This window comes from Thermaerobacter nagasakiensis (genome assembly GCF_055396825.1).
Map to the genome: position 1 here is coordinate 2,685,450 of NZ_AP043740.1, position 19,748 is coordinate 2,705,197.

15 protein-coding genes are annotated in these 19,748 nt (G+C 73.8%); 11 read left to right on the forward strand and 4 right to left on the reverse strand.

Annotated features, from left to right (window positions below):
- Window position 1 precedes the first annotated feature (1 nt).
- Window positions 2-901, reverse strand: a complete 900-nt coding sequence (locus ACZ5T9_RS11345; protein ID WP_464833192.1) for a metal ABC transporter ATP-binding protein — start codon at window positions 899-901, stop codon at window positions 2-4.
- 422 nt (window positions 902-1,323) lie between these two features.
- Between ACZ5T9_RS11345 and ACZ5T9_RS11350 the strand changes: the two genes are divergently transcribed.
- Window positions 1,324-1,755, forward strand: a complete 432-nt coding sequence (locus ACZ5T9_RS11350) for a Fur family transcriptional regulator (RefSeq protein ID WP_006904281.1) — start codon at window positions 1,324-1,326, stop codon at window positions 1,753-1,755.
- Window positions 1,756-2,020: 265 nt separating this feature from the next.
- Here the strand turns inward: ACZ5T9_RS11350 and ACZ5T9_RS11355 are convergent, their stop codons facing one another.
- Both ACZ5T9_RS11355 and ACZ5T9_RS11360 read right to left on the reverse strand, forming a co-directional pair.
- Window positions 2,021-2,362: a hypothetical protein gene (locus tag ACZ5T9_RS11355; protein ID WP_464833194.1), complete on the reverse strand. Its 342-nt coding sequence runs from the start codon at window positions 2,360-2,362 to the stop codon at window positions 2,021-2,023.
- Between the two features lie 117 nt (window positions 2,363-2,479).
- Entirely contained in the window at window positions 2,480-2,734 is a 255-nt protein-coding gene (locus ACZ5T9_RS11360) for a hypothetical protein (RefSeq protein ID WP_464833195.1), read from the reverse strand.
- 149 nt (window positions 2,735-2,883) lie between these two features.
- On the opposite strand from ACZ5T9_RS11360, the gene ACZ5T9_RS11365 reads away from it, so the two are divergent.
- The 3 genes from ACZ5T9_RS11365 (at window position 2,884) to bshB2 (ending at window position 6,838) form a co-directional block, all read left to right on the forward strand.
- Window positions 2,884-4,143, forward strand: a complete 1,260-nt coding sequence (locus ACZ5T9_RS11365) for a helix-turn-helix domain-containing protein (protein ID WP_464833196.1) — start codon at window positions 2,884-2,886, stop codon at window positions 4,141-4,143.
- A gap of 150 nt (window positions 4,144-4,293) precedes the next feature.
- On the forward strand, window positions 4,294-5,484 hold the full coding sequence (locus ACZ5T9_RS11370; protein ID WP_464833198.1) for an EamA family transporter: 1,191 nt from the start codon (window positions 4,294-4,296) through the stop codon (window positions 5,482-5,484).
- Between the two features lie 112 nt (window positions 5,485-5,596).
- On the forward strand, window positions 5,597-6,838 hold the full coding sequence (bshB2, locus tag ACZ5T9_RS11375; RefSeq protein ID WP_464833200.1) for a bacillithiol biosynthesis deacetylase BshB2: 1,242 nt from the start codon (window positions 5,597-5,599) through the stop codon (window positions 6,836-6,838).
- 291 nt (window positions 6,839-7,129) lie between these two features.
- Here bshB2 and ACZ5T9_RS11380 read toward each other — a convergent pair whose 3' ends face one another.
- Entirely contained in the window at window positions 7,130-9,367 is a 2,238-nt protein-coding gene (locus ACZ5T9_RS11380; RefSeq protein ID WP_464833202.1) for a S8 family serine peptidase, read from the reverse strand.
- 653 nt (window positions 9,368-10,020) lie between these two features.
- Here ACZ5T9_RS11380 and ACZ5T9_RS11385 point away from each other — a divergent pair.
- From ACZ5T9_RS11385 to ACZ5T9_RS11415, 7 genes are all read left to right on the forward strand, one after another.
- Window positions 10,021-11,139 carry an ABC transporter substrate-binding protein gene (locus ACZ5T9_RS11385; protein ID WP_464833203.1) on the forward strand — a complete coding sequence of 373 codons (1,119 nt, stop codon included), beginning with the start codon at window positions 10,021-10,023 and terminating at the stop codon, window positions 11,137-11,139.
- A 1-nt stretch (window position 11,140) separates the two neighbouring features.
- Window positions 11,141-12,391: a quaternary amine ABC transporter ATP-binding protein gene (locus tag ACZ5T9_RS11390; RefSeq protein ID WP_464833204.1), complete on the forward strand. Its 1,251-nt coding sequence runs from the start codon at window positions 11,141-11,143 to the stop codon at window positions 12,389-12,391.
- Window positions 12,381-13,238: an ABC transporter permease gene (locus tag ACZ5T9_RS11395; RefSeq protein WP_464833205.1), complete on the forward strand. Its 858-nt coding sequence runs from the start codon at window positions 12,381-12,383 to the stop codon at window positions 13,236-13,238. Before ACZ5T9_RS11390 ends, ACZ5T9_RS11395 begins: the two co-directional genes overlap by 11 nt.
- 268 nt (window positions 13,239-13,506) lie before the next feature.
- Window positions 13,507-14,841 (forward strand): DUF4236 domain-containing protein, encoded by a 1,335-nt coding sequence (locus ACZ5T9_RS11400; RefSeq protein ID WP_464833207.1) that lies wholly within the window; start codon window positions 13,507-13,509, stop codon window positions 14,839-14,841.
- 62 nt (window positions 14,842-14,903) lie between these two features.
- Window positions 14,904-16,391, forward strand: coding sequence for an alpha,alpha-trehalose-phosphate synthase (UDP-forming) (locus ACZ5T9_RS11405; RefSeq protein ID WP_464833208.1), 1,488 nt, complete (start codon window positions 14,904-14,906; stop codon window positions 16,389-16,391).
- Between the two features lie 161 nt (window positions 16,392-16,552).
- Entirely contained in the window at window positions 16,553-17,506 is a 954-nt protein-coding gene (locus ACZ5T9_RS11410) for an FAD-dependent oxidoreductase (RefSeq protein WP_464833210.1), read from the forward strand.
- Window positions 17,507-18,071: 565 nt separating this feature from the next.
- Window positions 18,072-19,709 carry a hypothetical protein gene (locus ACZ5T9_RS11415; RefSeq protein WP_464833211.1) on the forward strand — a complete coding sequence of 546 codons (1,638 nt, stop codon included), beginning with the start codon at window positions 18,072-18,074 and terminating at the stop codon, window positions 19,707-19,709.
- The last annotated feature ends 39 nt before the right edge of the window (window positions 19,710-19,748 follow it).

Genomic DNA, 19,748 nt, shown 5'->3' on the forward strand with positions numbered 1-19,748 from the left:
CCTAATGGCGGTGGTCGACGGTGGTCACCGGAAAGCCGTACAGCTCCGCCATGGCACCGGGCTCCAGCCTTTCCGGCGCCCCGTGGAAGAACAGGCGCCGGTTGAGGCAGGCCAGGGTGCTGACCTCGGTACTGACGACGCCGATGTCATGGGACACCATGATAACCGTCAGCCCCTCCTGCTCCCGCAGCCGCCGCACCAGACCGTAGAACCGCTCCTGGGTGGCCGCATCCACCCCCTCCAGGGGTTCGTCCAGCACCAGAAGCTCCGGGCGGCTGACCAGGGCCCGGGCCAGGAAGACCCGCTGCTGCTGCCCGCCGGACAGCCGGCCGATGGGCCGGTGGGCCAGGTGCTCCATCCCCACCAGCGCCAGGGCCTCCCGGGGGGAGCGGGGCGGTGGCGGTCCGGCGGGGCTCCTGCCGGAGCCGGCCCGGCCACGGCCACCCGCCGCCAGCCCGGTGGCCACCACTTCCTCCACCGTGGCGGGGAAGCCCCCGGCCAGGGCCGCCGGGCGCTGGGGGACGTAGCCCACCCGCCACCACTGGCGAAAGGCGGCGATGTCCTCGCCGAAGAGGCGCACCCGCCCCCGGGTGGGAGCCTGCAGGCCCAGCAGGATGCGCAAGAGGGTGGTCTTCCCCGAACCGTTGGGTCCCACCAGGCCCAGAAACTCGCCCCGCCGCACCACCAGCGACACGTTCTCCAGCACAGGTTCCGTACCGTAGGCGAAATGGATCGCCTCCAGTTCCACCACCACCGGGGCCGCCTCGCCGGCGGCCGCCGGTGCGGACGAACCGGTCCGGGCGGCAGCACCGCGGGCGGAGGCACCCCGTCCGGCCCCCGCTGCCGGGTTCGTCCCGCCGAGGCCTTTGCATGGTGTCGCGGACCGCTCCGTATCCGGCATGTCCTGGACCTGCCTTCCGCTACGGGTGCCCCCCGCAGCTGAATCGGAATATTCCTATCTAGTAATAGATGGGCGCCGGGCAGCCTGTCAAGGGTTGGTCCTGCTGCCGGGCACGGCACGGTGCGCCGCGAGCGGGCGAGCCCCCGGCCGTGGCGGCCGGCAGTGGCCCACCTGCGCCCACCGCCCATGTTCTCAGGCCGTTGTCCCTCGGTTTTGACACAACGAAGGTAGCAGGTTAGATTGGAGAAAGGATCAGCTTATTCTGAATATTCCGGACAGCACGCGGCCATGGCCACCTTCCCCGGGACAGAGTCCAGCCCCGGCGGCATGCCCGCCGGTGTTGCCCCGTAAACCCGGCGGGAGGGGCCCGGATCGCCGCCTGACCATCATGTCATTTTAGGTAGCGAAGGCAGGGAACCGGCATGAACCTGCAGCGCGCGGTACAGCGGCTCAGGGAGCGGGGGCTGAAGGTGACGCCCCAGCGGATGGAGATCCTCAAAGCGGTGATGCGGGCGGGGCGTCCCGTCACGGCCCGGGAGGTGACCGACGCCGTTCGTGCCCGCCACCCCCGGGTGAGCGTGGACACCGTCTACCGCAACCTGACCGTGCTGACCCGCTGCGGCTTGATCAGCCCTGTCAACCTGCAGGGGCGGGACGGCACCCGCTTCGAGTACCAGGGGGACGACCGCCACCACCACCATTTCGTCTGCGTGGCCTGCGGCCGCTCCTTCTGCGTGGAGTGGTGCCCGACGGCCACCCTGCAGGCCGTGCCGTCCCAGGACCCCGGTTTCCGCGTGCTCGGGCACGCCTTCGAGGTGTACGGCTACTGCAGCCGCTGCCAGAAGGCAGGATGACCTGAGGCAACGGGCCGGCGGGGAACCGCCTCGGCCCCGGTCCCGAACCGCGCCCGCACCAGTCCCGAGCCGCCCCGGCCCTGAACCGCCCCTGCCCCGCCCGGCTCCGGCCCCGTGCCGGCCCCGCCCTGCGCCGGCCCCGAACCGGCCTGGTCCCGCCGGGCAGGCCCGCCGCCCCGAAGCCCCTGTGTTCAACGCCGGATCCCGCGCGGCTCTGGGCCTTCTCCGGCCGGCAGTTCCCGCCCGCTGTTCTCCCTGCCGGATCTCACTCCTCGCCGGGACGGAGCCTTGCCACTACTTCCTCCGCCAGCTGGCGCAACCGGTGGGCCCGCGCCCCGTGGGCGCCTTCCAGATGCCGTTCCAGGTCCCGGGCCAGGTCGACGATCTCATGCAGCGGCGCCTGCACCGCATTCCACACGGCGCCGCCGGCACCGCCTCCCCCCGCTGCCACCGCTTCGCGCTCACCGCCGTCCGGGACCCCGGCGGGCTCCTCCTCCCCCTCGGCCTTGCCGGCGCCGCGGGTGCCGGCCGCCGCGCGGCCGTGTTCGGCTCCCGCCCGACCGGCACCGCCCGGGCGGCTATGCCCGTTCAACCTTCCGCCGGCCATGGTGCATCCCTCCGTTTTCCTGCCTGCGGTTAGGATGCGCGCCGGAGCCCGCCTAAAAGCCGCGGCGGCGGTGCCAGCGCACCGCCGCCGCTCAGGGGGGCCTTGAGGTGGGCAGACCTAGCTCCACATGTCCGGAACCCCGGGTCCCATCAGGTCGGCCAGCCGCCACATGTCAGGGATGCCGGGCCCCATGAGGTCGGCCCGCAGCTCCGCGCCGGGGGACTGGTGCCCGAGCCCGGTCACAGGTCCCTCCGGGCCGCCCGGCCCGGCACCTTGAGCGACCGCCCGGCCCGTCAAGCCGGCTCCGGCCACCGCCCACCATGTCAGCCATGTCAACAGGGTTGCCGCCGCCAGCCACCGAACCCTGATCATGTCCTCACCCTCCGGCCACAGCGGGAGTATCGATGTCCATGATGAGGCAGGGCCGCCTGTCCACGGCGTGCCGGCCCCTCACGGGCGTGAACGCCACGGGCTGCACGGTGCGATCCGGCCGCCGCCGCATCGCGAAGGGAGGGCCGCCCATGATCGGCGACCGTATCCGTGCCCGGCGCCGCGAGCTGGGCATGACCCAGGAACAGCTGGCCGCCGGACTCTTCGACCGCTCGTACATCAGCCGCATCGAGGCCAACGAGGTGGTGCCGCCGCTGCCGACCCTGCAGCTTCTGGCCGGCCGCCTCGGCAAACCCGTGGCCTACTTCCTGGGTGATGAAGACGCCTTCACCCGCAGCCGGGTGATCCATGACTACGTCCGGCGGGCCCGCCGGTATGCCGGCCGCCGGCGGTACGCCGAGGCCGTGGAGTCCTATCGCCTGGCCCTCGAACTGCTCCAGCACGAGGACGACTCGCCACTCCTTCTGGCGGTGCACGTGGAGCTGGCCTACGCCCTGGCCTCCGGGAACCGGCCGGACGACGCCGGCCAGCACCTGTTTGCCGCCCTCCAGCTGCTGCCCCGCGTCCCCCTGGACCGCTGCCCGCCCGGGACGGCCTTCCGTCTCCACTACACCCGGGGCAAGCTGGCCTTCCAGCGGGAGGAACTGGCCGTGGCCGCGGAGGCCTTCCGGCTGGCCGCGGCGGCGGCCAGCCGCCCGGCCGACCGGGTCCGCGCCCACGTGGCCCTCGGCAGCACCCTGTTCCGCCAGGGGGCGTACGAGGAGGCCGCCGCTGCCTATGCCGTGGGCCTGCCCGGGGGGCCGGCCGGTGCCGGAGGAACCGGGCCGGCGGGCGCAGCCCCGGCTGCCGCCGGGTGTGCCGCGGAGCCCGCCGCGCCGCCGGTCGCGCTTCCCATGCCGGTTCCGGTACGGGGCCTGCCGCGCGGCCTGGTGGCGGCTTGCCATCACGGTCTCGGCTGCTGCTGCTGTGCCCTGGGCCGGCTGGACCTGGCGGCCTACCACCTGGAGCGGGCCATCCGCCTGTACCGAGGACGGGACCCCGAACGGCTCCTCCTGGCCCACCACGACCTGGCCCTGGTGCAGATCCGGCAAGGGGCCTTCCGGGCAGGCCGCCGGCGGCTGCTCGACTGCCTGCGGGCCTACCGGCGGGCGGGGCGGGCCGACGGGATCGCCAGCGCCCTGACGGACCTGGCTTCCCTGGAACTGGCGGCCGGCCGGTACCGGCGGGCCCTGACCCTGGCCCGCGCGGCCCGCAGCCGGGCCCGGCAGGCGTTGCAGGCCCGGCTCTATCTCAGCGCCATGGACGTGGAGGCGCAGGCCCTGGCGGCGCTCGACCCCGCCACTGCCCGGACCCTGGACGGCGTGGTCCGGGACCTGCGGGCGCTTGGCTAAGGGGCGCCATGCCACCCGGACCGGGAAGGCAGGCCGCACCCGCTTCGGGCGGCCCCGCCGCCCCGGCAAGCGTGGCCGCACCATCCGGGCCGCCCCGGCGTATGGTGCGGTAGCGGCCGGCACCCCGGCCGCCCGAAGGGTGAAGATCCCGTGCCCGCGGCCTCGACTGCCGCCCCCACGACCGGCCACCCGCCCCGGCAGCCGGACTCGCGCCAGGGCCTGCTCGGAGCAACCCTCGGCCTTCTGGCCGTCGCCCTTTTCAGCCTGACGCTGCCCGCCACCCGGCTGGCCCTCGAGGTCCTGCCGCCGGGGCTGGTGGGACCCGGCCGGGCCGCGGGCGCCGCGGTGCTGGCCGCCCTGGCGGCCGGGATCCTGACGGGCCGGAGTCCCGGCCACCGGCGGAAGGCCCGGAACACCCCGAATCCTGGGACGGCCCGGCAATGCCCCGGCGGCCGCAAACCCTGGGGGCCGGTGTGGCCGCCCCGGGACGACTGGCCGGGGGTGCTGCTGGTGGCCTTCGGCACCGTCACCGTATTTCCATGGTTTTCTACCCTGGCCCTGACCCGCCTTCCGTCCGCCCACGGCGCCGTGCTCCTGGGCCTGCTCCCCCTGCTAACCTCGGGCTTCGCCACGTGGCGGGCCGGGGAGCGCCCGTCGGGCCGCTTCTGGATGGCCGCACTGGCGGGCAGTGGAGTGGTCACGGGATTTGCGGTCTACATAGGCGCCGGCAAGTCCCGGCCGGCCGACCTTTGGATGCTGGCGGCCATCGTGGCGGCGGCCGCCGGCCACGCCGCAGGCGGCCGCCTGGCCCGCCGCCACGGCGGGTTCCTCCCCATCGCCTGGGGGTTGTGGGTGGCCCTGCCTGTCACCCTGGCCGGCACGGCCGTCATGACCGCCCTCCCCGGCGCCGCCGGCGCCGCAGGGCCGGTGTCCGGACCGCCAGCAGGACCGGTACCAGGACCGGCGGCAGGACCGCCGGCAGGTCCGGCTGCAGCCGCCGGCGGGGTCCTCCCCTCCCCCGCACCGGTGCCCTGGGACAAGGCGGTCCTCGCCTGGCTGGCGTGGATGTACATCACCGGGGTGACCCAGCTGGCCGGGTTCGTCCTGTGGTACCGGGCCATGGCCCTGGCCGGCGTGGCCCGCACCAGCCAGCTCCAGCTGCTGCAGCCCTTCCTGACCCTGCTGGCCGCCAGGGTGGGCCTGGGTGAGCCGGTGGGCGGCATCACGGTGCTGGCGGCCCTGGCGGTGGCGGCCGTGGTGGCCGTGGGCCGCCGCGCCCCGGTGGACCTGGTGCCCGGCCCCGCTGCGCAGGGAGAGGCGCGCCTTCTGGCGAAGGGTTAAACTGCATTAGACTGCATTCATGTCTTGGCGGTTTGCAACGGGTTCGCAAGCCGGCCGGTGGTGCACGCTCGCCGGCCGCACACCAGCGCACACCACTCCAGGAGGCGCAGCGATGGAGGCCATCGAACCGGCCCGCGTCCAGCGGGCTTTGCAAGCTTTTGTGGGAGCACCGGTCTACCTGCACCTGGAGACGACCCACGGGGCCTACACCCGGGGCGGATTCGGCGCCTTCGCCCGAAACGTGCAGGTCCAGTTGGAGGACGCCGCCCTGCGCGGTGCCGGCCCCTTCCGGGCCGGGCTGCGGGTGGCCGGCGGGTGGGTCTACGCCGAGGGGCTGACCCACTGGCAGGAAGAACCGGGGCGGCTGATCCTGGAGGGGCACGACGACGAGGGACGGCTGACGGTGGTCCTGGAACTGAGCCGGGGCCCGTTCCCCCTGTCAACTCCTGGGGATGGCGTCTCCGCCAGAACCGTCCCCGCCGGTGAAGGGGGGGTGGAGCCGGCTTCCCCTTCCGCCCTGGAGGAGGGGCCGGGCCGCACCGTCCCTGCGGGTCGGACCGCGCCGGAGGCGCCGGCTGCAAGGGATGGCGGTGCCACCGTGGCCGCCGGCCCGCACGCCGAGCCGGTGCCCGAGCCGGTCCCGGCGCCCTGGGACCGGCATCTGGTGGTGGTCCTGGCCCATCCTGACGACGAGTCCTTCGGTGCCGCGGGCACCATGGCCCTGGCGGTGGGGCAGGGCATCGCCGTCACCATGGTCTCGGTCACCGCCGGGCAGATGGGTCGCCGGGTCGGCCAGCCCCCCCTGGCCACGCGGGAAGGACTGGGGCCCCTGCGCATCGGCGAGCTGCGGCAGGCCATGGCCGCCGTGGGCGTCGGCGACGTCCGGGTCCTGGGGGTGTGGGACAAGACCGTGGAGTTCGAGGACCGCAGCCGGCTGGCCGCACGGATCCGGGGGATTCTCGAGGAGACGGGCGCGACCACCGTCATCACCTTCCACCCGGAGCTGGGCGGGCACCCCGACCACAACGCCACCGGCGCCGTCACCGTGGAGGCCGTCATGGGCATCCCTCCTGCCCGCCGGCCGCGCCTGCTGTGCGTGCGCGGCCCCGTGCGCGACGCCGACCCCGGCCTGCCCCTGGTCACCGTCCCGGTGGCGGCGGTCCGGCCCCAGAAGGAAGCGGCCTTCCGTGCCCACCGCTCCCAGACCTACGGCTGGGAGGAGCGCATGGAACAGGACCCGGAGATGGCCCGGCGCTTCGCCCGGCTCTTCACCGAAGAGACCTTCTGGGTCTACTGGCCCGGTCCCGCCGGCCGGAAGGGCGGGGAACCGGCCAGCGCCCAGGCTGATTCCTGAAGGCCGCCTGGCGCCGGACCCGGCCCCTGGTTTCGCCTCTCCCGGCTGGAACCGGGGGACCCCACAAGCCCGTACGGGCAGCTCCCTCACGACGGAAGAACCGGCCGGCCCGTGGCAGCCGCCCAGCGAAGCCCCGTGCCGGCCACCCAGGAAAGCAAGGAGGCGCCCAATGGGCGCCTCCTTGCTTCTCAGCCTCAGGCCTGCGCGGCGGCCACCCGGGGACCTCGGAGTGCCGCCCCCGTCCCGAGTGCGGATCCGCCGTCTTCACGGCCCCGGCGGAGGTCCCGGTCCTTACGGCTTGGCCTCACGGTTCACCCGCAACCACCAGGGTGCCCGCAGCACCTTGCCGCCGCAGTCCAGGACCAGCTCACCGTCATAGTCGCCACTGGGCAGCCGGTCGCTGCGGCCCCCCTCCATGCTCACGGTCAGGGTCGCGGTGGCGCCCGCCGCCAGGGTGACCTGCTCCGCCGACACGGTGACGGCCGGGTCGGCCGCATCCCGAACCACCGTGACCGTGCAGGTCTGGGTGGAGCTGCTGACGTTGTGCAGGGTGATGTCCTGGCGGCCCTTGACCGGTGCGTTGCCGTTGAAGTAGCCGAAGCTCACGCTGACCGGGTCCAGGGTCAGCGGCGTGGGCTCGGCCTGGGCCAGGTCGATCCGCCCGCCCCCGCGGGCCAGCACGCCGGGATCATACATGGCCTTCACCGGGTCCTTGACCACGCGGGCCGCCGTGTTGACCAGGGCCGACTTGACGTCGGCGGGTGACCAGCCGGGGTGCAGCTGGAGCAGCAGGGCGGCCGCACCCGCCACATGGGGCGTGGCCATGCTGGTCCCCTGGAACATGGCCCACTGGCCGTCGAAGACCGACGAGTAGATGTTGACCCCCGGCGCCGTGACATCGGGCTTGATCAGGTACGTGTAGGGCGTGGGACCACGGGACGAGAACCCGGCCAGGATGTCGCCAGAGCCGGTGCGGATCTCCGTCTCCACCGTCCCGTCGATGGTCACCGTGGCCTGGGGATCGGCAGCCAGCAGGTCGATCAGGAACTGGCCGTCGGCCATCGACACCATGGCGGCAGGGATGGTGGGTGCCGGCGCCGTCCCGTCGCTCCCCGGGGCGACGGGATCACCCGCCACGTTGTTGATGATCAGCACCCCCGTGGCACCGGCGGCTTCGGCATTGCGCACCTTGGTGGTGAAGGTGCAGCTGCCGCGCTTCACCAGGGCGATCTTGCCCCGCACCTCCGCCCCGTTCACCAGCGGGTAGCAGGCTTCCTCGGGCCGTGCCGAGCCGTCCCGGGCCAGTGCGTAGGGCGAGGTCACCCTGCCGAAGGGTGAGAAGTCGCCCGTGGCGGCGCCGAAGTCACGCCCCCCGGCGCTGACCGGGATGCCGATGTAATGGGCGTTGGTGGTCGCCCCCACGGTGATGGCCCGCGCGGCGCTGCCCGGCGATTCCACCGTCATGTCGCCCGGCCCCGAGTTGCCGGCCGCCGCCACCACCACCACGCCGGCGTCCACGGCCGCGTTGACCGCCTCGGCCAGGTAGTCGTGGGGCCCCTGGACACCGCCACCCAGGCTCATGTTCACCACGTCCATGCCGTCACGCACCGCATCTTCCAGGGCGGCCGCGATATCGTGGCTGAAGGCCGAGCCCCCGTAGGCCACCCAGCCGGCCCCGAAGCCGGGGAACACGTTGTAGTCGTACAATCGGGCCGCCGGGGCGATGCCGCTCAAGGTGTCCCGAACAGGCCCCTCCTGCAGGGTCGTCACGCAGCCGGCGATGGTCCCGGCCACGTGGGTGCCGTGGTCGCTCACCAGCACCTGGGAGGGATCGCCCGCCAGGCCGCTGGCGTACACCTTCGACGGGATGTCCTTCTCGTCCACGTCCCCGTCGCCGTCGTAGTCCTTGCACCGGAAGAAGGGGTGGGTCCGGTCGATCCCCGAGTCGATGACCCCCACCTTGATGCCCTCGCCCGCGCGGGCCCGGCCCTGGTCCATCTGGCCGTCGCCCAGCTTGGTCCAGAGGGCACCGGCCCCGATCAACCCGGCGCTGACGTTCATGGCGGGCCGGTAGAGCCAGCTCTCGCTCACCCGCTTGACGCCCCGGATCCCCGCCAGCTGGCCCGGATTGTGGCCGTTCAACTCCACCACCAGGGCGTTGCCCGTCAGGAAGAACTCCCGCACCACCCGGGCCTTGGGGGCGGCCGACCGCATCGCCGCCTTGATCTGCTCGTGCCGGTCGCGCAGGTATTGCACATACGCCTGCACATCCCGGCTGTTGGCGTCCAGCTTCTTGCCCGGGGCAGGCTTGGTGGCCTTCAGCTTGCCGATGCCGCCCGTATACGAAGCGGCCGGCGGGTCGACCAGCTCCACGATGGCGTACCCCGTGCCGCCAACCGCCGGCTGCCCGCGCTCCTCCGTGAAGTCGTGACGGGGATCCGCCGCGACCCCTGCCGCCACGTTGCCGGCCAGGGCCAGGATCAGGAGCCCTGCCAGCAACGCGGGCACGTAACGCCTCCACCGCTCCATGCACATCCCTCCCGGGGACGGTATGGGGCCCGACCCGCCCGCCCGGCCGCGCTGGGCTGGGGGACGATGCGGGGGGTCGTCCACCTCAAGACGTACAAGAGGTGCAAGAACAATCCGGGGCGGCCGAGCCAGTTCCTGCCAGCCGGCGCCGAACAGATCGCCCCCGGCGAGCTTGCTCCCGCCCCCGCCGCCGCGCTTGATTGTGCCCTTGCCTCTCGCCGGGCCGGTCCCCTCCGCTTTGAATGACGTTTTTAACCTTGCACAGGACCGCAGCATTCTTATAATATTGGGAACACAAATCCAATCTGGCAGGCCGAAGCCCCCTCCGGGGGCGCGGGGGAACCGTCTTTGGGGCGAATTCCCGGCCGCCGCGGCCCGGCCAGCGTTGGAACCCCTGCCCAAGCGGCACGGCGCCCGCTGAACGGCGCCAGGCGGCGGGCGGTAGGGTCCACCGCGCGGGCCACCGCGGCGACTCCGGGATAGGGCAGCCCGGCCCGAGCCCGCCAGCTAACCCCGTAGGCACGCGGGCGTTGGCATGTACGCCACATCCTGCCTGCTCTTTCCCCCTTGCGGCGGGGTTCCACCACCCCGGAAGCACCCGTCGTGTTCCTTCCCCCGCGTCCCCGCGGCCTGCCGCGGAGGGAGGTCGTTGCGTGAACACCGCGGCATGGCGGGCGGCGGACGGCCGCCGGCGCGCCCCGCGGGTCCGAACGTGGGCCCTGTCCCTGTTGACCCTGGTCCTGCTTCTCTTCACAGCAGCGTGCGGCAACGGCACCGGCGGCAGCGGCAACACCGGTGACGCCCCACCGGCCGCCGGGGACGGCAACGGCGGGGGCGCCGCTGCCGGCGACAAACCCACCCTGGTCTTCGGCGACTTCAGCTGGGACAGCGTGCAGGTGCACAACCGCATCGCGGGCTTCATCATCGAGCACGGCTACGGCTACCCCGTGGACTACAAGTTTGGCGACACCATCCCGATCCTCCAGGGCCTGCAGGACGGCAGCGTCCACATCACCATGGAGATGTGGCCGGACAACATCCGCGAAGCCTGGCAGAAGGCCCTGGATTCGGGCAAGGTGCTGGACCTGGGCCAGAACTACCCCGAGTCCCCCCAGGGCTGGTACGTGCCCGCGTATGTCATCAAGGGCGACCCCGAGCGCGGCATCGAGCCCATGGCGCCGGATCTGCGCTCGGTGCAGGACCTGGAGCGCTACTGGCAGCTCTTCGAGGATCCCTCCGAGCCCGGCAAGGGCCGGTTCTACAACTGCCCGACGGGCTGGGTCTGCTCGGACATCAACGCCCAGAAGCTCAAGGCCTACGGCCTGGACGACCACTTCACCGCCTTCAACCCCGGTTCGGAAGCGGGTCTCAACACGTCCATCACCACCGCCTACCGGCAGGGCAAGCCGTGGGTGGGCTACTACTGGGAGCCCACCTGGATCACCGGCAAGTACGAGCTGATCCGGCTGGAAGAACCGGCCTACAGTGAGGAGTGCTGGAACTCCGGCAAGGCCTGTGCCTACCCGCCCAGCCAGGTCCTGGTGGCGGCCAACAGCCGCCTGCAGGACATGGCGCCGGACGTCGTCGAGTTCCTCAAGAAGTACGAGACCACCCTGGACCAGACGGCGGCGGCCCTGGCCTACATGGAAGAACAGGGCGGCGACCCCGCCGGCGCGGCCCACTGGTTCCTCAAGACCTATCACGACTGGGAACAGTGGGTCCCCGCGGAGGTGCACCAGCGGGTGAAGCAGGCCCTGGAGGAGGTGAACTGACGTGACGGCATCTCCGACCGGAGGAACGGGCCGGGCGGGCGGCGGGCCCGGCGGCCGGGGGCCGGCCCCATCCCGCCCGGGCGGCGGGTCCGGTAACCGCGAACCGGGGTCTTCCCGCTCCGATGCCGGGTTGGGAGGCCGGGGGCCCGGACCGGCCCGCCCCGACGCCACCACCGGCCACCGGGGCCGCGGCCGCCCGGGCCGGGATGAAGCCGCCACCCCGAGCCCCGTGCTGCTGGCCGTCCAGGACCTCTGGAAGATCTTCGCCCGCCGGGACAAGGACATCGATGTCCATGATCCCGAGGCCGTGGCCCGGGCGGAGGCGCGGGGCGCGGTGGTGGCCGTGCGGGAAGCCAGCTTTCGCGTCCGGCGCGGCGAGATCTTCGTGGTGATGGGTCTCTCCGGCAGCGGGAAGTCGACCCTGGTCCGCTGCCTGCTCCGCCTGGTCGAGCCCACGGCGGGCCGCATCCTCTTCGACGGCGAGGACGTCACCGCCATGGACGCCCGCCAGCTCACGGCCTTCCGCCGCACCCGGGTGGCCATGGTCTTCCAGCACTACGGCCTGCTCCCCCACCGGACGGTGCTGGAGAACGTGGCCTTCGGCCTGCGCCTGCGGGGCGAGCCCCGCCCGGTGCAGGTGGAGCGGGCCCGGGAGGCCCTGGCCCGGGTGGGCCTGGAGAAGTGGGCCGGCCGCTACCCGGCCGCCCTGTCGGGCGGCATGCGCCAGCGGGTGGGCATCGCCCGCGCCCTGGCCCGGGACGCCGACCTGCTTTTGATGGACGAACCGTTCAGCGGCCTGGACCCCCTGATCCGGCGGGAGCTGCAGGACGAGCTGCTGCGCCTGCAGGAGGAGCTGCACAAGACCATCGTCTTCATCACCCACGACCTGCAGGAAGCCCTGCGCCTGGGCGACCGGCTGGCCATCATGCGGGCGGGGCGCATCGTCCAGGTGGGGAGGCCCCGGGAGATCATCCAGGCTCCTGCCGACGACTACGTCCGCCGGTTCGTCCGGGACGTGCGGGAGGCGGCCGCCCTGGCGGCGGGACCCCTGCGGGCCGCCGTGCCCGATACCCTTCCCGCGGCCGCCGGCGAGCCGCGGTGGGCCGCCGGGGAATCCTTCCGGGCCGTGGCAGCCGAACCGGCCGCGGGCGGGCTGGCGGAACCCCTGGCGGAAACCCTGCTCTCGCCCACCCTGGAGGCAGGAAAGGCCGGCTGGGGTCCGGGCCGGAGGGGATCGGACCTTGTTCCCTGAAGCGCTGGAATTCCACGTGGCGCCGTGGATCCAGCACGGCCTGGCCTGGCTGGTGGACCGCGGTGGCGGGTTCTTCCACGGCATCTCCGTGGCCATCACCCGCTCGCTGAACACCATCGAAGCCGGCCTTCTGGCCGTGCCCTGGTGGGTATGGATCGGCGGGGTGCTGCTGGCCGGCTGGGCCATCACCCGGCGGCCCCTGACCGCCCTCACCCTGGCGGCCCTGATGCTGGCCATCGGCGCCTTCGGCTACTGGGAGGCGGCCATCGAGACCCTGGCCATGGTGATCGTGGCCGTGGCGCTGGCGGTGGCCATCGGCCTGCCCCTGGGCATCGCCATGGCCGAGTCGCGCCGGGTCCACGCCCTGGTGATTCCCGTCCTGGACGCCATGCAGACCATGCCCAGCTTCGTGTACCTGATCCCGGTGATGATGCTGTTTCAAGCCCTGGGACCGGTCCCCGGGACGCTGGCCACGGTGGTCTACGCCCTGCCGCCCGTGGCGCGGCTGGTCGACCTGGGTATCCGGCAGGTACCCGCCGACGTGCAGGAAGCGGCCCGGGCCTTCGGCGCCACCCGCTGGCAGCTGCTGGCCCAGGTCCGGCTGCCCCTGGCCCTGCCCAGCATCATGGCCGGGATCAACCAGACCACCATGATGGCCCTGGCCATGGTGGTGATCGCCAGCATGGTCGGCGCAGGGGGCGTGGGCGAGGCCGTGATGCGGGCCATCCAGCGGGTCGACCCCGGCGCGGGGTTCGAATCGGGCTTCACCATCGTGGCCCTGGCCATCGTGATGGACCGGCTGTCCCAGGGACTGGCCCGGCGCTGGCAGGTGCCCCGCACCGGCTGAAACGGGCAACGCCCGACCGGCGGGCGACGGAACCCCGGCAGCCAACGCGGCGGGCGGGCGGTTGGACGGCCGGTGCCCGGCTCCACCCGGCGGTGCAGGCCGGCGGGCCAGCTGGTGCGGCGGCAAGGCGGGCCCGCAGGCACCGGCCCGGGGGCCGCCGGGGCCCGGGCCGGAGAACCAGGAACCCTCGGATCCCGGGGCGAAGGGCTGAGGGTAACGGGAGCAGCCTCCGGTGAGGCTCCCGTGAGGAAGGAGCACGGCCTGGGTCATGGGCTGGTACCTGCGCAAGAGCTTCCGCCTGGCCCCTGGAGTGCGGCTCAACCTGTCCCGCTCCGGTCTGGGGGTGTCGGTGGGCACCCGGGGCGCCCGCATCGGCGTCGGCCCCCGAGGAGCTTACGTCCACGCCGGCACCGGCGGGATCTATTACCGCAAGACCCTGGCTCCCCCCGCCCGGCGCCGGGGCCGCCGCCACCGGGAGGCGGCGCAGGCTGCTCCCGCCACGACCGTGCGGTCGTTCCCCGACGGCCGGGTGGACGGCGGGCCGGCCACCGGCGCCCTGGGCTGCCTCGGCCTGGTGCTGCTCCTGGTGGCCACCGGCGTACCGTGGCTCTGGCCGCTGGCCGTGGGCACCCTGGCGGCTGCGCTGTTCTTGTCCTGGAAGGACGGGCAGCTGGTGCGCACCTGGCAGCAGGCCGCCACGGCCTGCCGGGCCGGGCGCTGGGAAGAGGGCCGGCGGCTGGTGGAACCCCTGCTGTCCCGGCATCCCGAGGAGGCTGACCTGTGGCTGCTCTGGGGTCTCATCCTCTGGCAGGCCGGGCAGGAGGCCGAGGCCGCCGGCGCCCTGCTGCGGATCGACGCCTGCCCCGATACCCTGGGCCGGCTGGCCGGGCGCACCCGCACCGCCTGGGAGGTGGAGTTCCGGCCTTGGCCCTTGCGGGTCGAGCTGCCGTCGGCACCGGGCGTCGACCTGTTGCAGGCGTACCTGCTGGCACGCACCGGCCACCATGGGGAAGCCGTGGCCCAGCTGGACGGCGCCCTGGCCCTGAACCCGGGGTATCATGCCGCCCGGCTGCTCAAGGCCCTGATCCTGGTGGAAGGGCACCAGGGGCGCGGGGCCGCCCCTGGCGGCTCGGCGGGTTCGGCCCCCGGTGCCGGGGCCGGCGACGCCCTGCACCAGGCCGTGGCCCTCTTGCAGGACATCCCCCGGGACGATGCCCTCTATCTATGGGCGGTGGCGATCATGGGCCAGGCCTTCCGGGAAGCCGGCCACCCTGACCTGGCGGTGGCCACCCTGAGGACCGCGACCCGCTTCCGGCGCGACCCGGAGGCACTGAAGGCAATCCGCTACCAGCTGGCCCTGGCCTACCACGACCTGGGCGATCTGCGCCGGGCGCGGGAACAGCTGGCTCGAATCGTCACCGAAGACATCGGCTACCGGGACGCCCGGCAGCTGCTCGAACAATGGGGCGGGACCGCCCGGGGCGGCCGGGATCCCAGGCCGGGAGGAGGCGGCCGGAGAGGGCGGCCCGCCCCGGCCCGCGTCCCTGGCCGGCAAGAACCGGGCGCTGGCCGGGACGGGCCCGCATCGGGGGGAAGAAGTTGAACCCGCCGGATGCGGGCGGGCCCGGAATCCCGAGGAGCCGGAATCCCGAGGAGGTGGTGGCGGTGTCCCTGGTGGTGGTGGCGAACCGCGAGCCCCTCCGGCGGGAGGGCGACGGCTGGGTCCCGGCCGTAGGGGGCCTGGCCACGGCCCTCCTCCCCGTCCTGGAGCGGCGGGGTGGGGCCTGGGTCGCCTGGGGTGAGAAGGACGCCGGCTCCCTGCCCCTTCTCCACTATCCTCCCGCGGCACCCCGCTTCGCCGTGCACCGGCTCTTCCTGCCGCCGCGGGAAGTGGCCGGCTCGTACCACGGCATGGCCAACCGCACCCTGTGGCCCCTGGCCCACTACCTGCTGGACCGGGTGGAGATCCGCCGCGACTTCCTCACGGCCTACCGGTCGACCAACCGCCGCTTCGCCGAGGCCGTGCTCTCCCTGTGGGACGATCCCCATGTCCCCGTCTGGGTGCAGGACTACCACCTGATGCTGGTCCCCGCCCTGCTGCGGGCCGCCCGGCCCCAGGGCCGCATCGGCTTCTTCTGGCACATCCCCTGGCCGCCGCCCGAGGTCTGGCAGGTCTTGCCCTGGCTGGAGGAGCTGCTGGCCGGCGTGCTGGGCGCCGACCTGGTGGGCCTTCACACCGCGGAATACGTGGACAACTTCCTCGCCACCTGCCGCCTGCTGCCCGGTGCCGTGGTGCGGGGCCAGCGGGTGCTCTGGCAGGGGCGGGCCGTACGGGTGGAGGCCCACCCCATCGGCATCGACACCGCCCGGTTCCGCCGGTGGGCCGCCGAGCCCCGCATCCGGGAGCGGGCCGCCCGCCTTCGCCGTGCCGCCGGCGGCCGGTTCGTCCTGGTGGGGGTCGACCGGCTGGATTACACCAAGGGCATCCCGGAACGCCTGGCGGCCTGGGAGCGGCTGCTGGAGCAGCACCCCCAGTGGCGGGGCCAGGCCACCCTGTACCAGATCGCCGTGCCCAGCCGGACGCGCCTGGAGTCCTACCGCCAGCTGAAGCGGCGGGTCGACGAGCAGGTGGGCCGGATCAACGGGGCCTTCATGCAGGACGGGTGGCTTCCCGTCCGCTACCTCTACCGGGCCTTCCCGCCCCAGGAGCTGGTGGCCTTCTACCTGGCCGCCGACGTCGCCCTGGTCACGCCCCTGCGGGACGGCATGAACCTGGTGGCCCAGGAGTACGCCTGGGTGACGGAGAATGGGGTACTGGTGCTGTCGAACCTGGCCGGGGCGGCGGCGGTATTGCCCGAGGCCCTTCGGGTCAATCCCTATGACGTCGACGGGCTGGCCGAGACCCTGCACGGCATTCTGGCGTCGCTGGCGGAGGGGCGCGGCCGCCGCACCTGGGAGGCGCGGCGGGCCGCCTTGAAGGAGCGGGTGGCCGCCCTGGACGTGCACGGCTGGGCGGCGCGGTTCCTCGCCTCCCTGGAACAGGCGCCGGCGGTGCCCGCGGGCCCGCCCCGGCGGAGTGCGGCAGCGCCGGGGGCAGCGACGGCGGCCCCCAAAGGCCCCCTAGGCGGCGGCTCCCCGGGCGGTTCCGCATGAGAAAGGAGCATTTCCCCTTGCCCAGGACTCCGGACCAGGACGCCCCGTTCCACCCTCTTGGGACCCCGCCGGGGACGCCACCGGCCCCTGCCCAGGAAGCGACGATCCCATCACCCCAGGAGCCGGACACGAACCGCCGGCCGGCGGGCGGGCGCGCACCCGTGGTGGTGGCCGGCGGCGGCATCGCCGGCACGGCCGTGGCCTTCGCCCTGCAGCCCCATGGGCCCGTGCTCCTGGTTGATGACGGGGAGTTCCCGGGTCTGGGCGAAACCCGCACGGCCGTGGGGGTGCTGAAGGCCGTGGCGGGTCATCCCCTGCTGGACGGGTGGGCCCGCACCACCTGGGATTTCGCCCTGGCCCAGCACCACCACCCCCGCTCCCCCATCCGCCTGACCTTCGCCGCCCTGAACGGGCGGCCGGATCGCGCCGCCTTCCTGGACCACCTCCTGTTCCTCGACGCCATGCTGCTTTTGGCCCGGCGCAGCGGCCTGCAGCTGCTCACCCGCGCCCGGGTGGTGGAACCGGTCCTCCGGGGCGGCCGGGTGGTGGGGGTGCGGGTCCAGCGGCCCGGCGGCCCCTGCGAAGCCATCCCGGCCGCCGCCCTGGTGCTGGCGCCCGGCCCGCGGCCGGACAGCCTGGCCATGGACGGCCTGCCCGGCGGGTTCGCCAGCCGGTTCGTCCGGGTGAAAGACGTGGTGATCCCCTTCCGGCTGCCGGAGGGCAGCCGGGCCGAGCCCGCCGTGTACACCCGGCGCTCCCTCATCTGGCAGTTCGTCCTGGGGCCCGAGCCCCGCGCCCTCCTGGCCGCTGCCCGCCTGGAAGGCGACTGGGCGCCCCCCTCCTTCGACCAGCTGGTGGCCCTGGTGGACGATCTGGTGACCCGCTTCGACCTGCCCGGCGAGGCGGAACTGGGCCGCACCCGGACCCTGATCGACCTGCGGGGTCCCGGCGGCCTGCCCTTTGCCGGCCCCGTGGCCCCCCTGGGCGGGGCCGAGGGACTCTTCGTCCTGGCCGGGCTGGGGCTGGAGGGCCTGTCCCTGGCCCTGGGCGCCGCCCGCCAGGTCGCCGCCGCGGTGACCGCCTACACCGGCCTGGCCCCATCCCCCATGCGGTAAGGGCAGCAGGGGCAACCGGCGCTCGGTCTCCTCTGCATCGGGGCCGGCGGCACCGGCGCCCATCGCCCGCCGGACCCGGCGCCCACCGCCGGCCTCATACCCCACCCACTCCCCGTCGGCCCCCCACCTGCCGACCGTTCGGTCCCACCCTGTCCCGCCCGCCCTCGGCCACCTGCCCTCCGGTCGCCCCGCCACCGCCCGGCGGCACCACCGCCTCCCGCCCGACCCTCATAAGGCCGGTCACCCCGCCGAATCCGCTTAGTGAACCGTTCTGGGGGAACGGCGTCAACCACCCACCGCCACCGCGACCACCCTCGGCACCCAACGGTGGGCACCCGTCCCGACCGGCCGGTCGTCGAACCGGCCGGCCGGGTGGCTGCACCCCTCTCAGGCCGGCGGCCGGGCACCCCGGTGCCCGGCCGCTGCCTCCGGCCGGGCCGCCGCGGACATCCCTCGGGGCGAAACCTGCGGGAGGGCAAGGGCACGGCCGGGACGCGGCCCCTCCTCGCTGCCCGTCCTTTCCCCCAGAACCGGCCCATCCTGCGGGAGAAAGGAGGGTGACAGCGTGGACAACGCCCGCATCGCCGGCCGGGGCCACCGGCCCGCCGTCCCGCCCAACCCCGGCGCCCCGGGCGGTACCGGCGCCGCCTGCGTTCCCGGCCGGTCGCCGACGGCCGGCACCGCCGGCGGCCTTTCGCCCGGCACGGCGCCCGGCGGCCGGGTTCGCCGGGACCGGTGGCGCCGCCGGTGGCAGCCGGCTCTTCCCGCCCTGGCGGTCATGCTGGTGGTCCTTGCCCTGGTGGGCGCGGGACCCGCCGGTGCCGCCAGCCCCGGCACCGCCAGCCTGGAAGACCTTCTCGTCCCCGATCGCTACTTCATCGTGACCGCCGACGAGATGGTCGGACGGGGGGCCAGCGTCATGCCCGTGACGGAACCCGGCGCCAGCCCCTTTGAGGTCATCGTGCGGTTCGAGTCGGCGGAGATCCACAACCTGGCCCTGACCCAGGATCTCAGCCAGGGCTCGCCCCTGTACCTGCAGATCACCAGCCAGGGGGTGGCCCGGGTGACCGACACCGCCATGCGCACCGACCTGCTGTCCCTGATCGGCACCATCCCGGGGGCTGTCCAGTCCGCCGACCCCATCCAGTTCGTGCTGGACCTTTTGGAAAGCGGCGGGCAGGTCACCCTGCGCGTGCGCGACATGGGCATGCGGGCCACCTGGATGCACACCGGCACCGCCGTGCTGCCGGGATCGGTCCTGCGCTTCGTCACGGACCCGGCCGAACTGGCCCAGCGGGACCGCATCCAGTGGGTGGAGCGGCAGGCGGCGGCGCTGCACGGCAGGTACCGGAACCCGGACGACCTGCGCCGCGATCGGCAGCGGCAACAAGCGGGGACAGGATCCGCCCTGCCGCTACCTTTGCCGAACCTGCCCTTGCCCCAACGGCCCGGACCCGAGATCCCGTCGGCGCCCCTTCCGGACCTGCCGCTGCCCAGGCCGCGGATTCCCACCCCCGACGTGCCCGGCGTGCCGCTGCCGCCTGAGGCCCGGGAGCTGGTGCACTGCCTGGAGGGGGCGCTCGACCGGGATCCGCTGTCCCTCCTGGACCTGGAGGCGCTGCGGCAGGGGGATCTGGCGGCGGCCCTTAAGCCCCTGCGCCACCTGGATCCCCAGGCCGTGCTGAGTTGCCTTGGGGAGGAACCGACCTCGGCCCCAGAGGCCGGCTCGCCGGAGGCGCCGGATTCGGGCCCGACCCGGCAGGGTTCCAAGCCGGCCCTTTCACTGCCGGTGCAGCCCCAGCTTCCCGACCTGACCCCGGCTCTGGCCTGTGTGGCCCAGTCCCTGGACCTCTCGGCCGGTGCCTTCCAGCCTCTGGCCGCTGACCCGTCCCTGACGGCGGCGGAGCTGCTGGGCGGCCTGGTCGAGCACCACCTGGTGGAACCGAAAGAGCTGGGTTCGGTCACCCTGCAGCTGGCCCGGGATTGCGGCCGCTACTGGCCTGACCTGGATCGCCTGGTCACCAGCCTGCTGGGAGGAACCGGCTCGTCCGGCCCGGAGGCAGCGGGTCAGGACGGGACCGCCCATACCAGCGGAACCGGTTCAGGAACCCCAGCCGGCGACGGCCAGGGCGGCCTGCTGCCCCTGCTAGGAGGTCTTCTGGGCTCGGCGGGGCTGGGTGGACTGCTGCGCAAGGGGCCGTGAGGCACCGGGCAGAGGAAGCCGTCCCTGCCCGGCCCCCCG